Below are 19,376 nucleotides of genomic sequence, written 5' to 3' on the forward strand. Positions count from 1 at the left end.
GCGGCATACATTAGCAGGGTTTGCCGGGTTAGCGGCTACTCACATGCTGCTCGAGGAGGATCCGATTGGAAAGAGAGACTAGCTCACCCTCATCGGTCAGCAATGTAGTTTTAACCGTGCCGATCTCTTCGATCTGCCCTTCGACCTCTCCAACTCGCACTTGTTGCCCAACCTGGTACAACTCACGCACATAGATTCCCGCAAGAATCTGACCGGCAATTTCCCGGCTTCCCAACCCCATGGCCAGCGCAACCGCCAGACCAACGGTAATCAATACGATCACGATCACGTGGTTGAGCAGGTCAGTCTTGACCTCCAACTGGCTGATCGCGACCGAGATACTGATGATGATCACCAGGCCCTGGGCAATTCTCCCAAGCCCCGAAGCGTAGTCCAGGCCTACGCCTTCTGCCGCACCGCGTACCAGCCCATTGGCCAATTGCGCGAGCAAGACACCCACCAGCAGCACCAGCGCCGCACCGAATACTTTCGGCAAATACAACGCAAGCATATCCAGCGTAGCTGAAACTCGCTCAAGTCCAAGGGATTCTGCGGCAGAAACCAGAAAAATCAGCAGAACGAACCAATAGACGATTTTACCGATCAGCGTCGAGATAGGAACCTGCAGTCCGGCGCGGGACAACAACTTGGTCAAGCCGGTACCGCCCATCAGGCGATCCAGACCCAGTTTGGCGAGCAATTTCGACAGCAGGGTGTCCAGCAGCTTGGCCACGACAAAGCCGAGCAGGAGCACGACCAGTGCGCCAAACAGGTTCGGAATGAAGTTCGCAACCTTGGTCCATAACGCAGTCATTGCAGTGACGAGGCTCTGTGTCCAGAGATCAAGTTCCATATTCAATCAGCCTTATCAGCGGTGCGAGCGGTAGGTTTACGAAGACGCGAGACCGGCGCGACATGGGCCGAGCCGTTATTGAGGGCGATCATCAGGGCGGGCAACCAGCGGCCCAGCAGGCTGAACAAATCACCGGCGCCAACCTGGCGATTGGCGGTTTTCAGGACACGCCCCAGGCACGCATCGTCGTCCCGGGTGGACGGTGATGCCTTGAGCATGTCGCGCAAAGACTGTTCAAACGGATCGTGCATACGCACCTCTCGTGATGTCTGTGAAAGACGCGGTCAAATTTACCCGGGTCACATGGCGCACATTCAAACCCAGCGCAAACGTCGGAATAACCACCACTGCCCGAGCGCCACCGAGATCATCAGCAGGCAGGCGACGAGGAAGCCATAGGGGCTTTCTGAAAATGGAATGCCCCCGACGTTGATCCCCAAAAGACCGGTCAAAAAACTCATCGGCAAAAAAATCCCGGTGATGATCCCGAAGCGATACATGGTGCGGTTCATGCGCACGCTCAATCGCCGGTCTTCGGTCTCCAGGACCAGCCCCACGCGCTCTCGGGTTAATTCCAGCTCTTCAAGATAGCGGGTCAGGCTGTTGTTCAATTCGTTCCAGTAATCCCCGTCGTCCTCGACGAACCAGGGCAGTTTGATCCGCGTAAGCTGACCAAAAATGTCCCGCTGCGGAGCGAGAAACCGCTTCAACGCAGCAGCCCGCCGACGGATCTGCAAAACAGCACCGTGCTCGGGAGTATACCGTTCGTCGGAATCCAGCCTTTCCTCTTCCTCATCGACCACTTCCGAGAGGCAACTGACCAGATCCTGCACCTTGTTGGTGAGGTACTGAGCCATGTAGAGAATGAGTTCGGAGGCGGTTTTTGGCCCCTTGCCCTCCTCGAGTTGCACCAGCAGTTCCTCAGTGGCGCGCAACGGACGCAATCGCAGGGAAATCACCCGCTGGGCGGAGCCGAAGATGCGCACCGACACCATGTCTTCAGGTTCAGCCCCCGGATTGAGGTTTACCCCGCGCAAAAATAGCAGCAGTTCGCTGTCGGAGAGCTGTAGAAGACGCGGACGGGTGTTTTCTTCCAGCAAGAGGTCGCAGCTGAACTCACTCAGTCCGCTGGATTTGCGCAGCCAGGTCTGGGTTTGCGGGTGACTGCGATCCCAGTGCAGCCACAGGCTTTCGTGGGCCTGCAGCTGCAATTCGTCGAGTTCTGTCCGGGCTATCGAACGCGCACCGCCTTTACCGTCCAGCACCAGGGCATGTACCAGCCCCCACTGCGCGTTTTCTTCCTCGAACATCCGCATTCCATTCTTCAAAAAAATCGGCTGAACCTTACTCAGGCATCTTCAGTGGGCTCGGCGAGACGATCACGCCGTTGTTGTCCGCATAAATGTAATGGCCGGGATGAAAGGTCACGCCGGCAAAGGTCACGGCAACATTCAGGTCGCCAATCCCGCGCTTGTCGGTTTTCATCGGGTGGCTGGCCAATGCCTGGACCCCCAGGTCGGTTTGCGCGATGACGTCGACGTCACGGATGCAACCGTAGATCACCAGCCCTTCCCAGCCGTTTTTTGCGGCTTTCTCGGCGATCATATCGCCCAGCAACGCCCGGCGCAGGGAGCCTCCACCATCGACCACCAACACTTTGCCATTACCCTTGAGCTCGGCTTGCTCCTTGACCAGCGAGTTGTCTTCGAAGCACTTGATGGTCACGATCTCGCCGCCGAAGGAGTCCCGGCCACCGAAATTGCTGAACATCGGTTCCAGCACCTGCACCAGTTCCGGGTAGGCGTCGCACAGGTCAGGGGTGAGGTAATGGTTCATCGAGAAACTCCTGTAAAGAGGAAGAAAGCACGAACATCACTACTGATTCAGTCACGGAAAATGACCAGAACAGCTCAATGCGTCATATCTTAGCCGCAACCCGACCAGAGCGAAATGCCCTTGATAGAGCGTCCAGCTTAGATCGCCGCGGCCAAATCCGCTTGATCACCGAGCAACGGCGTTTGCTGATCCACCAGCCAGCGAGCGACCAACGGCCAGACTTCAGCCTGGGCAGCTTTGCTGACCAACATTTCCACATGACCGAAATTATCGGTAAAACCTTGCTCGCGCCCCAGGTTGATGAATTGCTTGTGCTCGGAACCCAGTTGGTCGAACAGCTTGCGACAAGCCCAGGCCGGGTCCTGATGATCACCCGCGGCACTCACCGCCAGCGCTGGCATCCCGACCTCGGCCAGGCCCGCCCACCAGTCCTTGTCGGCATCGCCAAAGCGTCCGAACAGACCGTACCAGCGCATGCTTTCCAGGGCCAGGCCAATCGGCTCGTCCTCCGGGCCACGCCTGAGCCGTGAACCGGACAACTGGGCAAAGCGCTTGAGGATGAAACGACCGCTCCACTCCACCGGTGGAATCTTCAGCGGCCAGTAGGTACGGCTGACTTGCGTGCCAAAAAACGCCGCGGACGCCACCACGGGCTCGCCAATGTATTGGCCGCCCAACGCCGCCGCCAGGGTGATACCGCCCAGCGAATGGCCGATCCAGTGCGGGACCTGGCCGCTTTGCTCGCGCACGAACGCGCCGATGGCTGGCAGATCGTAACGCGCGTAGTCGGCAACACGGTTCTTGCGATAGTTCTGGTTGCGCCGGGACAGGCCGTGACCACGCATTTCCGCGATCCAGACATCGAACCCCAGGCGCGTCAGATAGGCCCCCAGGCCCAGCCCCTTGGGGGAGAACCAGAAACGCCGATTGGAAAAACTGCCGTGCAACAGGATCACCGGCACGCCACGGGATGCCGATTCATCAGCCATGCCAAGGCGCGTCACCGCCAATTCTACGGTGCCGTCGGGGCTGTTACCGGGTTTCAACCGGTAGACATCTTCGCTCAGATCACCGCGCCGCTCGGCGCTGATCAGGGCGACAGGAAACAGGTTGCTGCTGCTTTGCATAATCTCTTGCACAAAAAAGGGCGGCATCCGAAGGAGCCCGCCCTGCTTGAATCTCAAAGGCTCCGCCCCGTGTAGGAGCGAGCCGTTCACACCATCAAGCTTGCGCTTGACCTTCCGCCAGGAAGAACCAGGTTTCCAGTACGGAATCGGGGTTCAACGAAACGCTTTCGATGCCCTGCTCCATCAGCCACTTGGCCAGGTCCGGGTGGTCCGAAGGGCCCTGACCGCAAATGCCGATGTACTTGCCAGCCTTGTTGCAGGCGGCAATCGCGTTGGCCAGCAGCTTCTTGACCGCAGGATTTCGCTCGTCGAACAGGTGCGCGATGATCCCGGAGTCACGGTCCAGGCCCAGGGTGAGCTGGGTCAGGTCGTTGGAGCCGATGGAGAAGCCATCGAAGAATTCGAGGAATTCTTCAGCCAGGATCGCGTTGGACGGCAGTTCGCACATCATGATGACGCGCAGACCGTTGTCGCCACGGGCCAGGCCGTTTTCGGCCAGCAGGTCCACCACCTGGCTCGCTTCGCCGAGGGTACGGACGAACGGCACCATGATTTCGACGTTGGTCAGGCCCATCTCGTTGCGCACGCGCTTGAGGGCACGGCACTCGAGCTCGAAGCAGTCGCGGAACGACTCGCTGATGTAACGCGAGGCGCCACGGAAGCCCAGCATCGGGTTCTCTTCTTCCGGCTCGTAGAGCTTGCCGCCGATCAGGTTGGCGTATTCGTTGGACTTGAAGTCCGACAGACGCACGATGACCTTTTTCGGATAGAACGCAGCCGCCAGGGTGCTGATGCCTTCGACCAGTTTCTCGACGTAGAAGCCGACCGGATCGTTGTAGCCGGCGATGCGCTTGTCGACGCTTTCCTTGATGTCCTGCGGCAGGCCGTCGTAGTTCAGCAGCGCTTTAGGGTGCACGCCGATCATACGGTTGATGATGAACTCCAGGCGGGCCAGGCCCACACCGGCGTTCGGCAGCTGTGCGAAGTCAAAGGCGCGGTCCGGGTTGCCGACGTTCATCATGATCTTGAACGGCAGCTCCGGCATGGCATCCACGGAGTTCTTCTTGATGTCGAAGCCCAGTTCGCCTTCGAAGATGAAACCGGTGTCGCCTTCAGCGCAGGAAACAGTCACGCCCTGGCCGTCTTTCAACAGCTGGGTGGCGTTGCCGCAGCCGACCACGGCCGGGATGCCCAGCTCACGGGCGATGATCGCCGCGTGGCAGGTACGGCCGCCACGGTTGGTGACGATGGCGCTGGCGCGCTTCATGACCGGTTCCCAGTCCGGGTCGGTCATGTCGGAGACCAGTACGTCGCCTGGCTGGACCTTGTCCATCTCGGACACGTCCTTGATGATGCGCACCTTGCCGGCGCCGATGCGCTGGCCAATGGCACGGCCTTCCACCAGCACGGTGCCGGTTTCCTTCAACAGGTAACGTTCCATGACGTTGGCCTGGGTGCGGCTCTTCACGGTTTCCGGACGGGCCTGCACGATGTACAGCTTGCCGTCGTCACCGTCCTTGGCCCACTCGATGTCCATCGGGCACTGGTAGTGCTTCTCGATGATCATCGCCTGCTTGGCCAGCTCGCTGACTTCGGCGTCGGTCAGGCAGAAACGCGCACGTTCGGCCTTGTCGACATCGACGGTCTTGACCGAACGACCGGCCTTGGCCTCGTCGCCGTAGATCATCTTGATGGCCTTGCTGCCCAGGTTGCGGCGCAGGATCGCCGGGCGACCGGCGGCCAGGGTGCCTTTGTGGACGTAGAATTCATCCGGGTTCACCGCACCTTGTACGACGGTTTCACCCAGGCCGTAAGCGCCGGTGATGAACACCACGTCACGGAAGCCCGATTCGGTATCGAGGGTGAACATCACGCCGGCGGTGCCGGTTTCGGAGCGGACCATGCGCTGTACGCCGGCCGACAGGGCTACCAACTTGTGGTCGAAGCCCTGGTGCACGCGATAGGAAATCGCGCGATCGTTGAAAAGGGAGGCAAACACTTCCTTGGCGGCGCGAATGACGTTTTCGACACCACGGATGTTCAGGAAGGTTTCCTGCTGACCGGCGAAGGACGCATCGGGCAAGTCTTCGGCGGTAGCAGAAGAGCGCACGGCCACGGCCACGTCGGGGTTACCGGCGGACAGCGCGGCGAACGCGGTGCGGATTTCGGTATTCAGTTTTTCCGGGAACTCGGCTTCCATGATCCATTGGCGGATCTGGGCGCCGGTCTTGGCCAGGGCATTCACGTCGTCGACGTCCAGGGCATCCAGGGCGTCATGAATCTGCTGGTTCAGGCCGCTCAGTTCCAGGAAATCACGATATGCCTGAGCGGTCGTGGCGAAGCCACCGGGTACCGATACACCGGCACCCGCAAGATTGCTGATCATCTCGCCCAGGGATGCGTTCTTGCCCCCCACATGCTCAACATCGTGTTTGCCGAGCTTATCGAGGGAAACTACGTACTCTACCAAGGTGATCTCTCCACTAACTGTGTTGGAAAAGCTCAGAAGCCGGCTGCTCGGGGGAGCATTTGCCAGCTGTATGGCCTGGACCTGGAAAATAAGTGAGAATGCGGGCCATTGGCGGCCGGCAAATCGCGCCTATCATATCCAAGAATGCTCATTAGCTTAAGGCCCAAGGTGCAAATGAAACGATCTGCTTTCTTTATCTCCGATGGCACCGGCATCACCGCCGAAACCCTGGGTCAAAGCCTCCTGGCGCAGTTCGAAAACATTACCTTCAGCAAATTCACGCGGCCGTACATCGACAGCGTGGATAAAGCGCGGGCCATGGTACAACAAATCAACAAAGCCGCCGAAACCGACGGCTTCCGTCCGATTATCTTCGATACCATCGTCAATCAGGACATTCGTGAGATCCTCGCGACTTCCAATGGTTTCATGATCGACATTTTCTCGACGTTCCTAGCGCCGCTTGAACAGGAATTGACCGAGCATTCCTCCTATACCGTGGGCAAATCCCACTCCATCGGCGCCAACACCAATTACATGGAGCGTATCGAGGCGGTGAACTTCGCCCTCGACAACGACGACGGTGCCCGCACGCATTATTACGACAAGGCCGACCTGATCCTGGTAGGCGTGTCGCGCTGCGGCAAGACCCCGACCTGCCTGTACATGGCCATGCAATTCGGCATCCGCGCGGCCAACTACCCGCTGACCGAAGACGACATGGAGCGCCTGCAACTGCCCAACGCCCTGCGCGCCCACCAGCACAAGCTGTTCGGCCTGACCATCGATCCCGACCGCCTCACCGCGATCCGCAACGAGCGCAAGCCCAACAGCCGCTATTCGAGCTACGCCCAGTGCGAATTCGAAGTGCGCGAGGTGGAAAACCTGTTTCGCCGCGAGAACATTCCGAATATCAACTCCACGCATTTTTCGGTGGAAGAGATTTCCGCGAAAATCCTGGTGGAGAAAGGTGTGGAGCGGCGCTTCAAATAAATCTCTATCGCCTGTTCCGGCCTCATCGCCAGCAGGCTGGCTCCCACAGTTGATTTGTGTTCTCCGCATATCCCCTGTGGGAGCCAGCCTGCTCGCGATTGAACGATAACGCGGTCTCCTAGATAACAAACAAATCCACAAACCGATTAACAGGCGTCGCTTCAAGCGCTGCCTGATCCTTGCACAACGCAAAAATCTCCTCGCTACGCTGCCCGGTAAATCGTGTCAGCAGGTTCGCCCTGAACTTCTCCTCCAACAACGGAATGCCCTCGGCACGGCGCCGACGGTGACCAATCGGGTACTCCACAATCGCGTTCCCGGTGCTGGTGCCGTCCTTGAAAAACACCTGGATGGCATTGGCGATCGAGCGCTTGTCGGCTTCCAGGTATTCACGGGTGTAATCCGGGCTTTCGACGATGACCATCTTGTCGCGCAGCACATCGATGATCGGATGCGCCTTGTGAAAATCATCTTCATAGTGCTCGGCCACCAGATTGCCGAAGGCCAGTGGCACCGCCGTCATGTACTGGATGCAGTGATCACGGTCGGCGGCATTGGCCAGCGGGCCGACCTTGGAAATGATGCGGATCGCCGATTGATGGGTGGTGATGACGATCTTGTCGATTTCGTGCAGGCGGTTGCGCACTTGCGGGTGCAGGGTCACCGCCGCTTCACAGGCGGTTTGCGCGTGGAATTCAGCGGGAAAACTGATCTTGAACAGCACGTTTTCCATCACATAACTGCCGTATGGCCGCGAGAAGCTGAACTGGCGCTTGTCTTCCGGCTTGAGCGCCAGGTCGTTGTTGGTGTGGCTGAACAGCACGTCGTAAAAGCCCCATTGCTTGGCACTCAACACCCCGGGAATGCCCATCTCGCCACGCATGGCGATGTCCGCCAGGCGCACACCACGACTGGAGGCGTCGCCCGCCGCCCAGGACTTTCGCGACCCGGCATTCGGCGCATGGCGGTAGGTGCGCAATGCCTGGCCATCGGCAAAAGCGTGGGACAACGCCGAGAGCATCTGCTCACGATTGGCGCCCATGAGCTTGGCAGTGACCGCGGTCGAGGCGACTTTCACCAGGATGACGTGATCGAGGCCGACGCGATTGAACGAGTTTTCCAGCGCCATCACGCCCTGGATTTCGTGGGCCATGATCATCGCTTCGAGCACCGTACGAACGGTCAGCGGTGCTTCGCCATTGGCCAGGCGCTTTTGCGACAGGTGGTCCGCCACCGCCAGAATGCCGCCAAGGTTATCCGACGGATGGCCCCACTCGGCGGCGAGCCAGGTGTCGTTGTAGTCGAGCCAGCGCACGATGCAGCCAATGTCCCATGCGGCCTTGACCGGATCGAGCCGATAACTGGTGCCGGGTACCCGGGCGCCGAATGGCACGACGGTGCCTTCGACCACAGGCCCCAGGTGCTTGGTGCACTCGGGAAAACGCAGGGCCAGCAGGCCGCAGCCCAAGGTATCGATCAGGCAGTTGCGCGCGGTATCCAGCGCCTCTGCGGATTCGATCCTGTAGTTGAGGACGTAGTCGGCAATGTCCTGCAGGACCTGGTCGTAGTCGGGGCGGTTGTTGAGGTCGACGTTGGCGCTCATGTTCGATTCTCCTGTAGGAGCTGGCTTGTCGGATCGCCGCATCGCAGCGAAAGCGTTTTCAAATAGAACAATAATGTTGAATTTGACGGCCTCTTCGCTGGCAAGCCAGCTCCTACAGGGGGCTCCTACAGGGGCGGTGTCGCTTAGAAAGAATCGCCCGGCACGCGGACGTAACCTTCCATCAACACCCGTGCACTGCGGCTCATGATGGCCTTGTTCACGGTCCATTCGCCGTTCACCTGGCTAGCCTCGGCGCCAACGCGCAAGGTGCCCGACGGGTGGCCAAAGCGCACCGCGTTGCGTTCAACACCGCCGGCCGCGAGGTTCACCAGCGTCCCGGAAATCGCCGCCGCGGTGCCGATGGCCACTGCCGCCGTGCCCATCATCGCGTGGTGCAGCTTACCCATGGACAGCGCGCGCACCAGCAGGTCGACATCGCCCGCCGCCACCGCTTTGCCGCTGGACGACACGTAGTCGGCCGGCTTGGCGACGAACGCCACCTTCGGCGTGTGCTGTCGCTTGGCCGCTTCGTCGATGTTGGAAATCAGGCCCATGCGCAGTGCACCGTAGGCACGAATGGTTTCGAACATCTGCAGTGCTTTCGGATCGCCGTTGATCGCGCCTTGCAACTCGGTTCCCTTGTAGCCGATGTCTTCGGCATTGACGAAGATGGTCGGGATACCGGCGTTGATCATGGTTGCCTTGAAGGTCCCGACACCGGGCACTTCCAGGTCATCCACCAGGTTACCGGTAGGGAACATCGAACCGCCACCGCCCTCTTCTTCCGCTGCCGGATCGAGGAATTCGACCTGCACTTCCGCCGCCGGGAAGGTCACGCCGTCGAGTTCGAAATCACCGGTTTCCTGCACTTCGCCGTTGGTGATCGGCACGTGGGCGATGATGGTCTTGCCGATGTTGGCCTGCCATACGCGCACCACGGCGATGCCGTTGTGCGGGATGCGGCTGGCGTCCACCAGGCCGTTGCTGATGGCGAACGAACCGACCGCTGCGGTCAGGTTGCCGCAGTTGCCGCTCCAGTCGACGAATGGCTTGTCGATCGACACCTGGCCGAACAGGTAATCGACGTCGTGATCGGCCTTGATGCTTTTCGACAGGATCACGGTTTTGCTGGTGCTGGACGTCGCGCCGCCCATGCCGTCGATTTGTTTGTCGTAGGGGTCGGGGCTGCCGATCACGCGCAACAACAGGGCGTCGCGGGCCGGGCCTGGTACCTGCGCTACTTCTGGCAGGTCTTTCAGGCTGAAGAACACGCCTTTACTGGTGCCGCCACGCATGTAGGTAGCGGGGATCTTGATTTGCGGTGCGTGAGACATGAGTGCTCCTTCAAAAACAGGCACGGGACCCGAAGTCCCGTGCCTGCAAGCCTGTGTTAGACGGCAACCGCCGATTCTTCGAGGAAGTCCTGGGCGAAGCGTTGCAGCACGCCACCGGCCTCGTAGATCGACACTTCTTCAGCGGTGTCGAGGCGGCAGGTCACCGGCACATCGACGCGCTCGCCGTTCTTGCGATGGATCACCAGCGTCAGCTCGGCACGCGGCGTGCGATCGCCGATCACGTCGTAGGTTTCGCTGCCGTCAATGGCCAGGGTGTGACGGTTGGTGCCCGGCTTGAACTCCAGCGGCAACACGCCCATGCCCACCAGGTTGGTGCGGTGAATGCGCTCGAAACCTTCGGCGGCAATCGCTTCCACACCCGCCAGGCGCACGCCTTTCGCTGCCCAGTCGCGGGACGAACCCTGACCGTAGTCGGCGCCAGCGATGATGATCAGCGGCTGCTTGCGATCCATGTAGGTTTCAATGGCTTCCCACATGCGCATCACTTTGCCTTCCGGCTCGACACGGGCCAGGGAGCCCTGCTTGACCTTGCCGTTTTCCACAACCATTTCGTTGAACAGTTTCGGGTTGGCGAAGGTTGCACGCTGCGCGGTCAGATGGTCACCACGGTGCGTTGCGTAAGAGTTGAAGTCCTCTTCCGGCAGGCCCATTTTCGCCAGGTATTCGCCGGCGGCGCTGTCGAGCATGATCGCGTTGGACGGCGACAGGTGATCGGTGGTGATGTTGTCCGGCAGCACCGCCAGCGGGCGCATGCCCTTGAGCGGACGCGCGCCGGCCAGTGCGCCTTCCCAGTACGGCGGACGGCGGATGTAGGTGCTCATTTCGCGCCAGTCGTACAGCGGCGCGACTTTCGGGCCGGTGTCTTCGTGGATGGCGAACATCGGGATGTAGACCTGGCGGAACTGCTCCGGCTTCACCGAGGCTTTCACCACGGCGTCGATTTCTTCGTCGCTCGGCCAGATGTCCTTCAGGCGGATTTCCTTGCCGTCGACCACACCCAGCACGTCTTTTTCGATGTCGAAACGGATGGTACCGGCAATGGCGTATGCGACCACCAGTGGCGGCGAGGCCAGGAACGCCTGCTTGGCGTACGGGTGAATCCGCCCGTCGAAGTTGCGGTTGCCGGACAACACGGCGGTGGCGTACAGGTCGCGGTCGATGATCTCTTGCTGGATCACCGGATCCAGTGCACCGGACATGCCGTTGCAGGTGGTGCAGGCAAAGGCCACGACCCCGAAACCAAGTTGCTCCAGCTCATCGGTCAGGCCAGCTTCGTCGAGGTACAGGGCCACGGTTTTCGAGCCCGGTGCCAGGGACGACTTGACCCACGGCTTGCGGGTCAGGCCCAGCTGGTTGGCGTTGCGCGCCAGCAGGCCGGCGGCAATCACGTTGCGCGGGTTACTGGTGTTGGTGCAGCTGGTGATGGCGGCGATGATCACCGCGCCGTCCGGCATTTGGCCGGGCACATCTTCCCACTGGCCGGAGATGCCTTTGGCGGCCAGATCCGACACCGCTACACGGGCGTGCGGGTTGCTCGGGCCGGCCATGTTGCGCACTACTGAAGACAGGTCGAAGGTCAGGCCGCGCTCGTACTGCGCGCCTTTCAGGCTGTCGGCCCACAGGCCCGTGGTCTTGGCGTAGTTCTCGACCAGCTGCACCTGCTCGTCTTCACGACCGGTGAGCTTGAGGTAGTCGATGGTCTGCTGGTCGATATAGAACATCGCCGCGGTGGCGCCGTATTCCGGGGCCATGTTGGAAATGGTCGCGCGGTCGCCCAGGGTCAGGGCCGCGGCGCCTTCGCCGAAGAACTCCAGCCAGGCACCGACGACTTTTTGCTTGCGCAGGAACTCGGTCAACGCCAGCACCATGTCGGTGGCGGTGATGCCCGGTTGCAGCTTGCCGGTGAGCTCGACGCCGACGCTTTCCGGCAGGCGCATCCACGATGCGCGGCCAAGCATCACGCTTTCGGCTTCCAGGCCACCGACACCGATGGCGATCACGCCCAGCGCATCGACGTGCGGGGTGTGGCTGTCGGTGCCGACGCAGGTATCAGGGAAGGCCACGCCGTCGCGCACCTGGATCACCGGAGACATTTTCTCCAGGTTGATCTGGTGCATGATGCCGTTGCCCGGCGGGATCACGTCGACGTTCTTGAACGCCTTCTTGGTCCAGTTGATGAAGTGGAAACGGTCTTCGTTGCGACGGTCTTCGATGGCGCGGTTCTTCTCGAACGCCTCCGGATCGAAGCCACCGCGCTCGACGGCCAGGGAGTGGTCGACGATCAGTTGCGTCGGCACCACCGGGTTGACTTGCGCCGGGTCACCGCCCTGCTGGGCGATGGCGTCACGCAGGCCGGCGAGGTCCACCAGCGCGGTCTGGCCAAGAATGTCGTGGCACACCACACGGGCCGGGAACCACGGGAAGTCGAGGTCGCGCTTGCGCTCGATGAATTGCTTCAGGGATTCGGTCAGCGTGGCCGGGTCACAGCGACGCACCAGGTTTTCCGCCAGCACGCGGGAGGTGTACGGCAGGGTGTCATAGGCGCCGGGCTGGATGGCCTCGACTGCCGCGCGGACGTCGAAGTAATCCAGGTGGCTGCCGGGCAGCGGTTTACGGAATTCTGTGTTCATCGGTCAGGACTCGGTCACGGTAGTTTCAAAGGGTGGGGCCTGGCACGGTTTCTGAGGATTCACGGACCTCTGTAGGAGCTGGCTTGCCAGCGAATGCGGTGGCTCAGGCAACATAAATGTTGAATGGCAAATCGCTTTCGCTGGCAAGCCAGCTCCTACAAGGTCACCGGTTCATTCAGTAACCCGTGCAGGCGTCACCACCATTCAGCGTTGTTCGATTGGCACGAACTTGCGCTGTTCGACGCCGGTGTACTCGGCGCTCGGGCGGATGATGCGGTTGTTGGCACGTTGTTCGTACACGTGGGCCGCCCAGCCGGTCAGGCGCGAGCAGACAAAGATCGGTGTGAACAACTTGGTCGGGATGCCCATGAAGTGGTACGCCGAGGCATGGTAGAAGTCGGCGTTCGGGAACAGCTTCTTCTGCTCCCACATGGTCTTGTCGATGGCTTCGGAGACCGGGAACAGCACTTTGTCGCCCACTTCGTCGGCGAGTTTTTTCGACCAGCCCTTGATCACCTCGTTGCGCGGATCGCTGTCCTTATAGATCGCGTGGCCGAAGCCCATGATCTTGTCCTTGCGTTCGAGCATGCCGAGGGTGCCCTTGATCGCGTCTTCCGGTGAGCTGAAGCGTTCGATCATTTCCATCGCCGCTTCGTTGGCGCCGCCGTGCAGTGGACCGCGCAGCGATCCGATGGCCGCGGTGATGCAGGAGAACAGGTCGGACAGGGTCGAGGCACACACGCGCGCGGTGAAGGTCGAGGCGTTGAATTCGTGCTCCGCGTAGAGGATCAGCGAAACGTTCATCACCTTGACGTGCAGCTCGCTCGGCTTCTTGCCGTGCAGCAGGTGCAGGAAGTGACCACCGATGGACTGCTCGTCGCTCACGCAATCGATGCGCTTGCCTTCGTGGCTGAAGCGGTACCAGTAGGTCATGATCGCCGGGAAAGCAGCCAGCAGGCGATCGGTCTTGTCGTGCTGTTCGGAGAAGTCGTTCTCCGGCTCCAGGTTGCCCAGGAACGAGCAGCCGGTGCGCATCACGTCCATCGGGTGGGCGTCGGCGGGGATGCGTTCCAGCACTTCCTTGAGCGCTTGCGGCAGGTCGCGCAGCTTGCTCAGTTTGCTGATGTAGGCCGCCAGTTGTGCCTTGGTCGGCAGTTCGCCGTACAGCAGCAGGTAAGCGACTTCTTCAAATTGTGCGTCAGCCGCCAGTTCGCGGACGTCGTAGCCGCGATAGGTCAGGCCTGCGCCGGACTGGCCCACGGTGGACAGTGCGGTTTGCCCGGCAACCTGGCCACGGAGCCCGGCGCCACTGAGTACTTTTGCTTCGGCCATTTCTGCCTCCAATTTTTAATTTTGTTAGGGAGTTATCCGACTTACTTCTTCGCCGCAAACAACGCATCGAGCTTCTGCTCGAAGGTGTGGTAGTCGATGCGATCGTAAAGTTCCATGCGGGTCTGCATGGTGTCGATGACGTTCTGTTGCGTGCCGTCGCGGCGGATCGCGGTGTAGACATTTTCCGCGGCCTTGTTCATGGCGCGGAAGGCCGACAGCGGGTACAGCACCAGGGACACGTCGGCAGCGGCGAGTTGCTCGGTGGTGTACAGCGGCGTCGCGCCGAATTCGGTGATGTTGGCCAGGATCGGCGCTTTCACACGGCTGGCGAACAGTTTGTACATTTCGAGTTCGGTGATGGCTTCCGGGAACACCATGTCGGCACCGGCCTCGATGCACGCCGCGGCGCGATCCAGTGCCGATTCCAGGCCTTCCACCGCGAGGGCGTCGGTACGGGCCATGATCACGAAGCTGTCATCGGTACGGGCATCGACCGCGGCTTTGATGCGATCGACCATTTCCTGCTGGGTCACGATTTCCTTGTTAGGACGGTGACCGCAACGCTTGGCACCCACCTGGTCTTCGATGTGAATCGCCGCCGCGCCAAACTTGATCATCGACTTGACGGTACGGGCGACGTTGAACGCCGAGGAGCCGAAACCGGTGTCCACGTCCACCAGCAGCGGCAGGTCGCAGACGTCGGTGATGCGGCGCACGTCGGTCAGCACGTCATCCAGGCCGGTGATGCCCAGGTCCGGTACGCCGAGGGAGCCAGCAGCCACCCCGCCACCGGACAGGTAGATCGCCTTGAAACCGGCGCGCTTGGCCAGCAGTGCGTGGTTGGCGTTGATCGCGCCGACCACTTGCAATGGATGCTCGCTGGCGACCGCATCGCGGAAACGCTGGCCTGGTGTGCTCTTGTTCAAACTCATGACTCACCTCGTTTGGCTGTCGGGTTAGCGCCGTCCTGGTAATGACGGGCGATATTGCGTTTGGAGGCGCCGATGTGACGGCGCATCAACAACTCGGCCAGTTCACCGTCACGGTCGGCGATGGCATCGAGAATTCGGTGGTGTTCGGCAAAGGCCTGGTGCGGGCGATTGGGCGTGGTGGAAAACTGGATGCGGTACATCCGCACCAGTTGATAGAGCTCGCCGCAAAGCATTTGCGTCAGGGTGCGGTTACCGCTGCCCTGGATAATCCGGTAGTGGAAGTCGAAATCGCCTTCCTGCTGGTAGTAGCCGCGGCCAGCCTGGAAGGCTTCGTCGCGCTCGTGGGTTTCAAGGACCCGGCGCAGTTCGTCGATTTCCTCGACGCTCATGCGCTCGGCGGCCAGGCGACAGGCCATGCCTTCGAGGGATTCGCGGATCTCGTAGAGCTCCAGCAACTCGGCATGGTTGAGCGACACCACCCGCGCACCGACGTGCGGCACGCGCACCAGCAGGCGCTGGCCTTCCAGGCGGTGGATGGCTTCGCGCAACGGGCCACGGCTAATGCCGTAGGTACGGGCCAGCTCCGGCTCGGAGATTTTGCTGCCCGGGGCGATCTCACCCTTGACGATGGCCGCCTGAATGCGCCGGAAGACGTTTTCGGAAAGGGTTTCCGAGTCGTCCTGGGCGGTAAGCGGGGGAGCCAGTTGATCCAGCATATTGTCGACACCTTGAAAGCTAGTGCGGCAAAAACTAACCAAAACTGCCGCCACAGTCAAAGGATAATTAGATATTGTCGACAATCGTCTAATAACCGCCCGCACCATAACAAAGCAGAGCCCTCTGCCCATCGCCGCCCGGCAGCGCTGGCGCCATCAACCTGCCGTGCTAGAATGCCGCCCGCATTTGTTTGTCACATCTGCACTGTCTGTCATAAATAGCTGATAGGCATACGAGGAGCTTGCGCAGCGATGCCAGGGTCTTGAATCAAAGAACAGACCGCTGCGCACCAGGATTTATGAGACTCAAGCCCTTCCCGATCTTTCTTTTTCTTCTTTGCCTGTCCGGTTTCGCCGTCGCAGGGGAAAAGACCGTGTACGGTCTCAATGAATACGCATCGCTGGGCGGCATCGACCTCGAAGTGGCCGCCAAACTCGATACCGGGGCGAAAACCGCGTCCCTGAGTGCCCGCGACATCAAGCGTTTCAAACGCAATGGCGAGTCCTGGGTGCGCTTCTACCTGGCTATCGACGCCGCCCATTCGCACCCGATCGAACGACCGCTGGCCCGCGTCAGCAAGATCAAGCGCCGGGCCGGTGACTACGATCCGGAAGAGGGCAAGAAGTACACCGCCCGTCCCGTGATTGAGCTGGATATCTGCATGGGTTCAGCTTTACGCAGCATCGAAGTGAACCTGACCGACCGTAGTGCGTTCCAATATCCGCTTTTGATCGGCTCCGAAGCATTAAAACGCTTCGATGCGCTGGTCGACCCCAGTCTTAAATACGCTGCTGGCAAACCCGCCTGCGCCGCCGACGCTCATACCGCCGAGTAATTTAAATGCGCTCTCTTACCCTTCATCTGAAAATGCTGATCGCCATCCTGGTGGTGCTGGGCATTTCAGTCACGGCCTACCAGATCTTCGTACTCGGCATTCCCGTGACGGAAGACGCTACCGACGACTTGTGGAACATCGACGCCAAGGTCGAGTTCGTCGCCAGTGCCAAGGACCCGGTCAAGATCCAGATGTTCGTGCCGCCGTTGAGCCGCGATTACGTGAGCCTCAACGAAAGCTTCATCTCCAATAACTACGGCGTGGCCGTGAACCGTGTCGACGGCAACCGCAAGGTCACCTGGTCGGCGCGCCGGGCCAAGGGCAACCAGACACTTTATTACCGCCTGGTGCTGACCAAGCGCTACACCGCCGAAAAAGCCAAGATCAAGGGCCCGACCTTCCGCGACAGCATTGCTATTGAAGGCCCTGAGAAACTCGCCGCCGAAGCGCTGCTGGCACCGATTCGCCAGCACTCGGCCGACGTCGAGACCTTCATCAGCGAAGCGATCAAGCGGGTCAACAACAGCAACGACGACAACGCCAAGATGCTCCTGGCCGGCGACCCGACACCGGCGCACAAGGCGAAGATCGTCGAACTGCTGCTGTCCATCGCCCACGTGCCGGTGGAAAAGGTCCATACCATTCGCCTGGTGGCCGACCAGCCGCAAACCCCGGAACTCTGGCTGCGCAGCTTCAACGGCACCGACTGGCTGTACTTCAACCCGGAGACCGGCGAACAGGGCCTGCCGACCGACCGCCTGCTGTGGTGGACGGGTGATGAAAACCTGATCACCGTCGATGGCGGCAAGAAGGCCACTGTGACCTTCAGCATGAACAACAGCGAAATGAACGCCATTCGCCTGGCCAAGCTGACCGACGAAAACACCGACGCCAACTTCCTCGAATACTCGCTGTACGGCCTGCCACTGCAAACCCAGCAGACCTTCATGATCATGGTGATGATCCCGATCGGCGTGCTGGTGATCCTGGTCCTGCGCAACCTGATCGGCCTGCAGACCCTCGGCACCTTCACCCCGGTACTGATCGCCCTGGCCTTTCGCGAGACCCAGCTTGGCTTCGGTATCGTGCTGTTTACCATCATCACGGCGCTGGGGCTGTCGCTGCGCTCCTACCTTGAGCACCTGAAACTCCAGATGCTGCCGAGGCTGTCGGTGGTGCTGACGTTCGTGGTGGTGTTGATCGCGGCCATCAGCCTGTTCAGCCATAAACTCGGCCTGGAGCGCGGACTGTCGGTGGCGTTGTTCCCGATGGTGATCCTGACCATGACCATCGAACGCCTGTCGATCACCTGGGAAGAACGTGGCGGCGGCCATGCCATGAAAGTGGCGATCGGCACCCTGTTCGCCGCGACGCTGGCGCACCTGATCATGACCATTCCGGAGCTGGTGTACTTCGTGTTCACCTTCCCGGCGATCCTGCTGATCATGGTGGGCTTCATGCTGGCCATGGGTCGCTATCGCGGCTACCGCCTGACCGAGCTGGTGCGCTTCAAGGCCTTCCTGAAGAAGGCTGACGCCTGATGTTCGGCTTCTGGAAGACCTGGAAAGCCCTGGAGGCCCGGGGCATCATGGGCATCAACCGGCGTAACGCGGACTACGTGCTCAAGTACAACAAGCGCAGCCTGTACCCGATTGTCGATGACAAGATCATCACCAAGGAACGCGCGATTGCCGCGGGCATCCATGTGCCGCAGCTATATGGCGTGATCTCCACCGAAAAGGAAATCGACAAGCTTGGCGAGATCATCGACGGGCGCACCGACTTCGTGATCAAGCCGGCCCAGGGCGCTGGCGGCGACGGCATCATCGTCATCGCCGACCGCTTCGAGGGCCGCTATCGCACGGTGTCCGGCAAGATCGTCGACCACGAAGAGCTCGAACACCATATCTCCAGCATCCTGACCGGCCTGTATTCCCTGGGCGGGCATCGCGACCGTGCGCTGATCGAATACCGGGTGATCCCGGACCAGATCTTCAAGAGCATCAGCTACGAAGGTGTGCCGGACATCCGCATCATCGTGTTGATGGGGTATCCGGTCATGGCCATGCTGCGCTTGCCCACCCGTCAGTCCGGCGGCAAGGCCAACCTGCACCAGGGCGCCATCGGCGTCGGTGTCGACCTGGCCACCGGCCTGACCCTGCGCGGCACCTGGCTGAACAACATCATCGCCAAGCACCCGGACACCACCAACGCGGTGGATGGCGTGCAACTGCCCTACTGGGACGGTTTTATGAAACTCGCGGCGGGTTGCTACGAGTTGTGCGGACTGGGTTACATCGGTGTCGACATGGTGCTGGACCAGGAGAAAGGGCCCCTGATCCTCGAGCTCAACGCCCGCCCCGGCTTGAACATCCAGATTGCCAATGATTGCGGCCTGACGTTGCGCACCCATGCGGTCGAGGCACGGCTGGAAGACTTGAAGGCACGGGGCGTGACTGAAACCGTCGAAGAGCGCATGGCGTTTGTGCAGGAGATGTTCGGGCATATTCCGCCGGTTGAAGGCTGATCTTGTGGTGAGGGGATTTATCCCCGTTGGACTGCGTAGCAGTCCCATTTTTTGGGGCCGCTTCGCAGCCCAACGGGGATAAATCCCCTCGCCACAGGCTTCCAATCTGCCAATCCCCTCTAGGAGCAATTCCCCGAGGGGACTACAATCGCCACCCCGCCTCGAT

The 19,376-nt window shown here is 60.6% G+C and carries 16 protein-coding genes; 4 read left to right on the plus strand and 12 right to left on the minus strand.

Translation table 11 applies throughout. The annotated features are described in order from the left end of the window. Positions 1 to 28: 28 nt before the first annotated feature. From HFK74_RS04635 to ppsA, 6 genes are all read right to left on the minus strand, one after another. Entirely contained in the window at positions 29 to 853 is an 825-nt protein-coding gene (locus tag HFK74_RS04635) for a mechanosensitive ion channel domain-containing protein (RefSeq protein ID WP_008048604.1), read from the minus strand. A gap of 2 nt (positions 854 to 855) precedes the next feature. Further along, positions 856 to 1,104, minus strand: coding sequence for a hypothetical protein (locus tag HFK74_RS04640; protein ID WP_020801096.1), 249 nt, complete (start codon positions 1,102 to 1,104; stop codon positions 856 to 858). 63 nt (positions 1,105 to 1,167) lie between these two features. Next, entirely contained in the window at positions 1,168 to 2,163 is a 996-nt protein-coding gene (locus tag HFK74_RS04645; protein WP_180202546.1) for a zinc transporter ZntB, read from the minus strand. 34 nt (positions 2,164 to 2,197) lie between these two features. Then, positions 2,198 to 2,689: a ribonuclease E activity regulator RraA gene (gene rraA / locus HFK74_RS04650; RefSeq protein ID WP_008061717.1), complete on the minus strand. Its 492-nt coding sequence runs from the start codon at positions 2,687 to 2,689 to the stop codon at positions 2,198 to 2,200. A gap of 137 nt (positions 2,690 to 2,826) precedes the next feature. Further along, entirely contained in the window at positions 2,827 to 3,816 is a 990-nt protein-coding gene (locus tag HFK74_RS04655) for an alpha/beta fold hydrolase (protein ID WP_180202547.1), read from the minus strand. A 94-nt stretch (positions 3,817 to 3,910) separates the two neighbouring features. Next, complete coding sequence (ppsA, locus tag HFK74_RS04660) at positions 3,911 to 6,286, minus strand: phosphoenolpyruvate synthase (protein WP_180202548.1); 2,376 nt, start codon at positions 6,284 to 6,286, stop codon at positions 3,911 to 3,913. Positions 6,287 to 6,460: 174 nt separating this feature from the next. On the opposite strand from ppsA, the gene HFK74_RS04665 reads away from it, so the two are divergent. Beyond that, a complete protein-coding gene (locus tag HFK74_RS04665) occupies positions 6,461 to 7,279 on the plus strand; it encodes a pyruvate, water dikinase regulatory protein (protein WP_180202549.1) in 819 nt (272 codons plus the stop codon). 118 nt (positions 7,280 to 7,397) lie between these two features. Here HFK74_RS04665 and prpD read toward each other — a convergent pair whose 3' ends face one another. The 6 genes from prpD to HFK74_RS04695 all read right to left on the minus strand — a co-directional run bounded on the left by prpD (position 7,398) and on the right by HFK74_RS04695 (position 15,844). Then, positions 7,398 to 8,882 (minus strand): 2-methylcitrate dehydratase, encoded by a 1,485-nt coding sequence (gene prpD, locus HFK74_RS04670; protein ID WP_180202550.1) that lies wholly within the window; start codon positions 8,880 to 8,882, stop codon positions 7,398 to 7,400. A gap of 143 nt (positions 8,883 to 9,025) precedes the next feature. Further along, positions 9,026 to 10,216, minus strand: a complete 1,191-nt coding sequence (gene prpF / locus HFK74_RS04675) for a 2-methylaconitate cis-trans isomerase PrpF (protein ID WP_180202551.1) — start codon at positions 10,214 to 10,216, stop codon at positions 9,026 to 9,028. Positions 10,217 to 10,272: 56 nt separating this feature from the next. Beyond that, a complete protein-coding gene (gene acnD / locus HFK74_RS04680; protein ID WP_180202552.1) occupies positions 10,273 to 12,867 on the minus strand; it encodes a Fe/S-dependent 2-methylisocitrate dehydratase AcnD in 2,595 nt (864 codons plus the stop codon). Positions 12,868 to 13,071: 204 nt separating this feature from the next. Next, positions 13,072 to 14,199: a 2-methylcitrate synthase gene (gene prpC, locus HFK74_RS04685; protein WP_008061724.1), complete on the minus strand. Its 1,128-nt coding sequence runs from the start codon at positions 14,197 to 14,199 to the stop codon at positions 13,072 to 13,074. 41 nt (positions 14,200 to 14,240) lie between these two features. Further along, positions 14,241 to 15,131: a methylisocitrate lyase gene (prpB, locus tag HFK74_RS04690; RefSeq protein ID WP_008061726.1), complete on the minus strand. Its 891-nt coding sequence runs from the start codon at positions 15,129 to 15,131 to the stop codon at positions 14,241 to 14,243. Beyond that, complete coding sequence (locus HFK74_RS04695) at positions 15,128 to 15,844, minus strand: GntR family transcriptional regulator (protein ID WP_177325082.1); 717 nt, start codon at positions 15,842 to 15,844, stop codon at positions 15,128 to 15,130. The genes prpB and HFK74_RS04695 overlap by 4 nt, the downstream gene beginning before the upstream one ends. A gap of 302 nt (positions 15,845 to 16,146) precedes the next feature. On the opposite strand from HFK74_RS04695, the gene HFK74_RS04700 reads away from it, so the two are divergent. Genes HFK74_RS04700 through HFK74_RS04710 form a run of 3 tightly spaced genes read left to right on the plus strand, consistent with a single transcriptional unit; the run spans position 16,147 to position 19,210 of the window. Continuing rightward, a complete protein-coding gene (locus HFK74_RS04700; protein WP_180202553.1) occupies positions 16,147 to 16,683 on the plus strand; it encodes an ATP-dependent zinc protease in 537 nt (178 codons plus the stop codon). Between the two features lie 5 nt (positions 16,684 to 16,688). Next, positions 16,689 to 18,224, plus strand: coding sequence for an inactive transglutaminase family protein (locus HFK74_RS04705; RefSeq protein ID WP_180202554.1), 1,536 nt, complete (start codon positions 16,689 to 16,691; stop codon positions 18,222 to 18,224). After that, positions 18,224 to 19,210: an alpha-L-glutamate ligase-like protein gene (locus HFK74_RS04710; RefSeq protein ID WP_180202555.1), complete on the plus strand. Its 987-nt coding sequence runs from the start codon at positions 18,224 to 18,226 to the stop codon at positions 19,208 to 19,210. Before HFK74_RS04705 ends, HFK74_RS04710 begins: the two co-directional genes overlap by 1 nt. Positions 19,211 to 19,376 lie beyond the last annotated feature (166 nt).

This window comes from Pseudomonas sp. SbOxS1, assembly GCF_013416725.1.
Lineage (GTDB): Bacteria > Pseudomonadota > Gammaproteobacteria > Pseudomonadales > Pseudomonadaceae > Aquipseudomonas.